Below are 5,205 nucleotides of genomic sequence, written 5' to 3'. Positions count from 1 at the left end.
CACCAATTTCCATCTGCCGAAGTCAACACTGCTGATGCTGATTTCTGCATTGTATGACAGGGAAAAAATTCTGGAAGTATATGAAGAAGCTATCCGGGAAAAGTATCGCTTTTTTAGTTACGGAGATGCTATGTTTATTGAATAAGGAGGAGCGGAGATGGAAGCAGGTCTTGTGACCCATGAATTTGACGCTTTCTTTGACAAGGATTCGCGGGTGCTGATTTTAGGGACGATCCCATCTCCCAAGTCGCGTGAACAGGGATTCTATTACGGCCATCCGCAGAATCGGTTCTGGAAAGTGCTTGCTGATGTGCTGGGTGAGGAGTTTCCACAGACGGTGGAAGAGCGAAAGAGATTTTTGAAGCGGAACCATATCGCCTTGTGGGATGTGCTGGAAAGCTGTGAAATCAAGGGAGCATCGGATGTCAGTATTCGCAATGCCAGGCCTAACGATATGAACAGGATCTTGCAGGCGGCAGACATCCGGGCGATTTTTGCCACAGGTGCAAAGGCAGCGCAGCTGTATAAAAAGTTGTGTTTTCCGGAGTGCGGAGTGGAAGCTGTTCGTCTGCCCTCTACGAGCCCTGCCAACTGCGGATGCTCGTATGAGAAGCTGCGGAAGGCGTACAGCCAGATTTGTGATTATGTGAGATAAAAGAGTAGGAGTTAATTTTTATGGCAGCAGTTACTTATGAACTGATCAAAAAAGACAGTCGAACGAAAGCGCGCAGAGGCCGCGTCAACACGCCTCACGGACCGATCGAGACGCCGGTGTTCATGCCGGTGGGGACAGCAGGCACCGTCAAAGCGATGAAGCCGGAAGAAGTGCGTGATATGGGAGCACAGATCATTTTAGGAAACACATACCATCTGTATCTTCGCCCCGGACACGAAGTGGTAAAGGCGGCGGGCGGACTGCATAAATTCATGAACTGGGAGAGAGCGATCCTGACTGACAGCGGCGGTTTCCAGGTGTTCAGTCTGGGTGCGATGCGCAAGATCAGCGAAGAGGGTGTGGAATTCCGTTCTCATATCGACGGATCGAAGCATATGCTGTCTCCGGAAAAATCCATGGAGATACAGAATGCACTGGGATCGGATATCATGATGGCTTTTGATGAATGTGCTCCGTATCCGGCGGACCGCAATTACGTGAAAAACTCTCTGGAGAGAACTACCAGATGGTTGAAACGCTGCAAAGAATATCATAAGAATACGGAACAGCAGTCCTTGTTTGGGATCATGCAGGGCGGTATGTATAAAGATCTGAGAAAGCAGAGCGCGGAAGAAATCGTGGAATTGGATCTGCCGGGTTATGCTATCGGCGGTTTGAGCGTCGGAGAGCCGAAGGAGATCATGTATGAAGTGATGGATGACTGCGTTGATTATCTGCCGGCAGATAAACCGCGGTATTTGATGGGCGTGGGAAGTCCGGACTGTCTTTTTGAGGGAGTGGAACGCGGAATAGATATGTTTGACTGCGTGCTTCCGACCAGGATCGCACGTCACGGTATGGCCATGACATCTCAGGGACGGGTCAATATCAAGAACGCTAAGTACGAACGGGACTTTACACCCCTGGATCCAAATTGTGACTGCTATACCTGCCGAAATTATTCCAAGGCATACCTGAGACACTTGTTCAAGAGTGATGAAATCTTGTCATCCATGTTGATGACGACACACAATCTGCATTTTCTTGTCAACACCATGGCTGGTATTCGTAAAGCCATCGAGGAAGATCGGTTCCTGGAATACAAGAAAGAATTTTATGACAGCTACGGGAGATTTTAAATGGAAAATATGGAAATCAGAGAAGTCTGCAGAGATAAGGATATTTGTGGCGGCTGCGTCTATCAGGGGGTGCCCTATGAAGAGCAGCTGAGCAATAAATTTGGAGAGGTCAAGGGGCTTCTTGACAAGAAGGATATTCGTTACGGTGAACTGCTTCCCATTGAGGGAGCACCGTCCCGCTACGGGTATCGTAACAAGATGGAATATACCTTTGGCGATATGGAAAAGAATGGTCCGATGACTTTGGGCATGCACAAGAAAAAGCATTTTATGTCCATCGTAACAGTGGATCAGTGCCAGCTGGTTCATGAGGATTTCAATGTGATCCTGCGAGGTGTGCTGGAATTTGCCTCTTCTCATGGATATACACATTATCATAAGAAGGCTCATAAAGGTCTGATGCGACATCTGATCGTGCGCCGGGGTATTCGGACGGGAGAACTGCTGGTCAATGTGGTGACCAGTTCGGAGGATGGTTTTGACGAAAATGCTTTCGTGGAAATGATCCGGGCTTTACCTCTGGAAAATCAGGTGGTCGGCATCCTGAGGACGATCAATGACCGCCTGGCAGACGCTGTATACTGTGATGAACTGCGAGTTCTGTGGGGCAGAGATTACTATAACGAGGAGATCCTGGGACTGAAGTTCAAGGTCAGTGCATTTTCGTTTTTTCAGACCAATGTAGATGCAGTAGAACGGCTGTATTCCTATGCGGTCAGCCTTATCGATGATTTCGAGAATAAAGAAGTATTCGATCTGTACTGCGGAACGGGAACGATCACACAGGTGCTGGCTCGCAAAGCGAAAGAGGTCATCGGTATCGAACTGGTGGAGGAGGCTGTGGAGGCTGCAAAGGCTAATGCGGCTCTCAATGGACTGGATAACTGCCGCTTTCTGGCAGGTGATGTGTTTGAGGTTCTGGACAGCCTTCCTGACAAGCCGGAGGTGATCGTGGTGGATCCGCCTCGTGTCGGCATTTCTTCCAACGCCCTGGAAAAGATCATCGGATACGGTGTGAAGCAGATCGTGTATATCTCCTGCAATCCGAAAAGTCTTGCGGACAACCTGTATTATATGCAGTACTATGGGTATGAGATCAAATCGGTCAAGCCTTTTGATAACTTCCCGGGCACAAAGCACACGGAGTGTGTGGCGGTACTGGAAAAAGTGAAAAAATAAATATCTCTGGAGGTTGATAGATTCCGGGCTTTTTCAGGTGTGAAAACGCTGCGAGAAAGCTCGGTTTTTCTTGTATGGAAATATATCTACTTTTTAGTCTGACCGGAGAAAAAGTGGATGACCGAAAAAATGCGGCAGGGTTTAGGCTGTGGATTAGATGTTTAATACGGAAAACAAGAAGATCTGAGTGGATTATGAAGTGCTTCATAATTTTTTATCTATTTTTTGAAAAAACATTGCTTTGTCCTTGGGACAATGTTGTATAATAAATTCAACAGGAGGTGATGGTATTGGGGTATAAGGTTAAATGGGTTGAAGATAACTTGGGTGTTACAAGAAAGGCACTTCGCGTATTTGAGAAAGCTGGTCTTATGCCTGAAAATAAGGGTGGTCAATATCGAGATTATGACGATGATGATATAGACCGCATTTGGACGATACGAGTTTTACAGGGTATGGGATATTCAATTAAAGAAATTTGCGATATGGTCGCTGATGATGGGTTTGATTTCGATACTTCTATATCCCAGAAGGTCGAACAGTTAGAAGAAAAAAAGGCAGAGCTGGAACGCCATTTAGGATATGCGAAGACTATTAAGCTAACTGGGCGATTTCCACCACGACCTAAAAAAATGGGTGAGGTAAAGTTTGAGGATTTTCAAAATAATGCCATTGAGAGATGGAACATTTTAGGTGATCCACAAGGTGAAGCATATGCACAATTGGCTGAAACGATGTTAGCCAAATCTAATGAAGAATGGAATAATAGTGATTTGGGACGTATGCTAGCTGTATTGGATATGATGAAAAATACAGACTTGGATTTGTTGCTTGCAGAATACGTATTATCTAAAGCGATTTGTAAGCGTAAGGCCCTGGGAGCTAATCATCCAGAGATTCAATTAATGGTTAAGCTCATATATGAAAATCAAAATATATTGGTCCAGGCTTATGGTATGGAAGGAAAAATGACCATAAAACAGTTTTCTCGGTTTTATTCGTCGAGCTATTTGGCAGGTGATGTTGCAAAGTTAAAAGCCGGTGAATATAGTGAGGAGGATTGTGAATTTATAGCTGAAGCGATTTCTATATTTTGTGGTTATAAAAATCACGATGAATTAGTCGAGGAAGAGATGCGATATGGTAGACGAGATAGCGGAGATGAAGAGAATGAGTAATCTAGGTGCATATCAATTGTTGACTACTGCGGCAAAGAAGGTCGGAGGCCCTAAAAACCTTGTTTTGATAATTGCCGGAACCGGCGCAGCTGTTTATAAAGGTGGCGAGATTGTAGTTAAAAAGACTGTTAAGGAATTTAAAAAGAAAATCAGAATACATCAGTTGACGGAAATAGCAGATACAAAGGTATATTCTGTAACCGCAGAGGGTATCAGCAATGAGGGTTTAGCGTTTAAAATTGGAGACCAATTTAGAGTGCTTGAAACAGATAAAGATGCTATTTTGATAGAGAAAATTGACGACGATAATAATCCCTATTTTGTGTCAGAGGAATTGTTGATGAATATTTCAAATTACAAGTGTTAGAAGGGAAAATACTATGGGACGTTTTTCGCATGTTACAAGTAGTTGGCTGGAAACAGCAAGTGAAATGGAATCATTGCTAGACGAACTGGATTATGATTCGGATGAGCACATTCAAATTTACGGTATACATATTGATGTGGTTAATGCGATTTCCAGTAGATTTCTACTCAATTTGCCTCATCGAGAGCACGGATGGTATTTGTCAAATGATGATTAAATAGAAGGTGGTGAAAAAATGACACGAGAAGAATTGAAAGAACAGATTGACGAGCTTATGCAACAGTATGCCAATGAAGAAATTGATGGTGATACATATGCGCAGAAGATGATGGAATTAACCACATCTGCTCAGAACGACAACGACTAAGTTTGATTATTGATGTTAATGTGAAAGGAGCTAAGTTGACACCCGGTATGGATAAGCAGAACGAAGGAAGTTAGGTCTCCGGAGACGGAGAAAATCTGGTAGATATGAGAGGTTTGACTGCCATAGAAGGAAGGGTATACACAAGGCCATGCAGAATGGAAAATGATGACGTTCTGTTTCGTATACCTAAAACTGCTATGATTTGTACTTGATACAAGGAATTTATCCGTGACATGGCTTATTAACGAAGGTAAATAAAGTAAAAAACTTTAGAATTTCAATAAAAAAATACTTGATTATATAGGGCTGTCTCTTATACA

General features: G+C 43.9%; 8 protein-coding genes. All 8 read left to right on the top strand.

Annotation, left to right across the window (positions count from 1 at the left end):
- The coding region (locus H8876_RS00115; protein ID WP_249286053.1) for an S-adenosylmethionine:tRNA ribosyltransferase-isomerase at nucleotides 1-145 on the top strand (145 nt) is incomplete at its 5' end.
- A 12-nt stretch (nucleotides 146-157) separates the two neighbouring features.
- Complete coding sequence (locus tag H8876_RS00110) at nucleotides 158-655, top strand: DNA-deoxyinosine glycosylase (protein WP_249286052.1); 498 nt, start codon at nucleotides 158-160, stop codon at nucleotides 653-655.
- 20 nt (nucleotides 656-675) lie between these two features.
- Complete coding sequence (gene tgt / locus H8876_RS00105; RefSeq protein WP_249286051.1) at nucleotides 676-1,794, top strand: tRNA guanosine(34) transglycosylase Tgt; 1,119 nt, start codon at nucleotides 676-678, stop codon at nucleotides 1,792-1,794.
- A complete protein-coding gene (gene rlmD / locus H8876_RS00100) occupies nucleotides 1,795-2,973 on the top strand; it encodes a 23S rRNA (uracil(1939)-C(5))-methyltransferase RlmD (protein ID WP_249286050.1) in 1,179 nt (392 codons plus the stop codon). It abuts the gene before it with no gap.
- A 290-nt stretch (nucleotides 2,974-3,263) separates the two neighbouring features.
- Entirely contained in the window at nucleotides 3,264-4,151 is an 888-nt protein-coding gene (locus H8876_RS00095; protein WP_249286049.1) for a MerR family transcriptional regulator, read from the top strand.
- Nucleotides 4,114-4,518 (top strand): hypothetical protein, encoded by a 405-nt coding sequence (locus tag H8876_RS00090; protein WP_249286048.1) that lies wholly within the window; start codon nucleotides 4,114-4,116, stop codon nucleotides 4,516-4,518. Before H8876_RS00095 ends, H8876_RS00090 begins: the two co-directional genes overlap by 38 nt.
- Nucleotides 4,519-4,531: 13 nt before the next feature.
- Nucleotides 4,532-4,735 carry a hypothetical protein gene (locus tag H8876_RS00085; RefSeq protein WP_249286047.1) on the top strand — a complete coding sequence of 68 codons (204 nt, stop codon included), beginning with the start codon at nucleotides 4,532-4,534 and terminating at the stop codon, nucleotides 4,733-4,735.
- 18 nt (nucleotides 4,736-4,753) lie between these two features.
- On the top strand, nucleotides 4,754-4,885 hold the full coding sequence (locus tag H8876_RS10130; protein WP_267896335.1) for a hypothetical protein: 132 nt from the start codon (nucleotides 4,754-4,756) through the stop codon (nucleotides 4,883-4,885).
- The last annotated feature ends 320 nt before the right edge of the window (nucleotides 4,886-5,205 follow it).

It is taken from the genome of Lentihominibacter faecis, from assembly GCF_014306095.1.
GTDB classification, from domain to species: domain Bacteria; phylum Bacillota; class Clostridia; order Peptostreptococcales; family Anaerovoracaceae; genus Lentihominibacter; species Lentihominibacter faecis.
The sequence above is the reverse complement of the archived record's forward strand: the minus strand, read 5'-3'. Positions and strand labels throughout refer to the sequence as shown.

What these genes read in the sequence shown, in the direction of transcription:
- rlmD (WP_249286050.1), top strand. Translation starts at nt 1,795, where the DNA reads ATGGAAAATATGGAAATCAGAGAAGTCTGCAGAGATAAGGATATTTGT.
- H8876_RS00085 (WP_249286047.1), top strand. Translation starts at nt 4,532, where the DNA reads ATGGGACGTTTTTCGCATGTTACAAGTAGTTGGCTGGAAACAGCAAGT.
- H8876_RS00090 (WP_249286048.1), top strand. Translation starts at nt 4,114, where the DNA reads ATGGTAGACGAGATAGCGGAGATGAAGAGAATGAGTAATCTAGGTGCA.
- H8876_RS10130 (WP_267896335.1), top strand. Translation starts at nt 4,754, where the DNA reads ATGACACGAGAAGAATTGAAAGAACAGATTGACGAGCTTATGCAACAG.
- tgt (WP_249286051.1), top strand. Translation starts at nt 676, where the DNA reads ATGGCAGCAGTTACTTATGAACTGATCAAAAAAGACAGTCGAACGAAA.
- H8876_RS00110 (WP_249286052.1), top strand. Translation starts at nt 158, where the DNA reads ATGGAAGCAGGTCTTGTGACCCATGAATTTGACGCTTTCTTTGACAAG.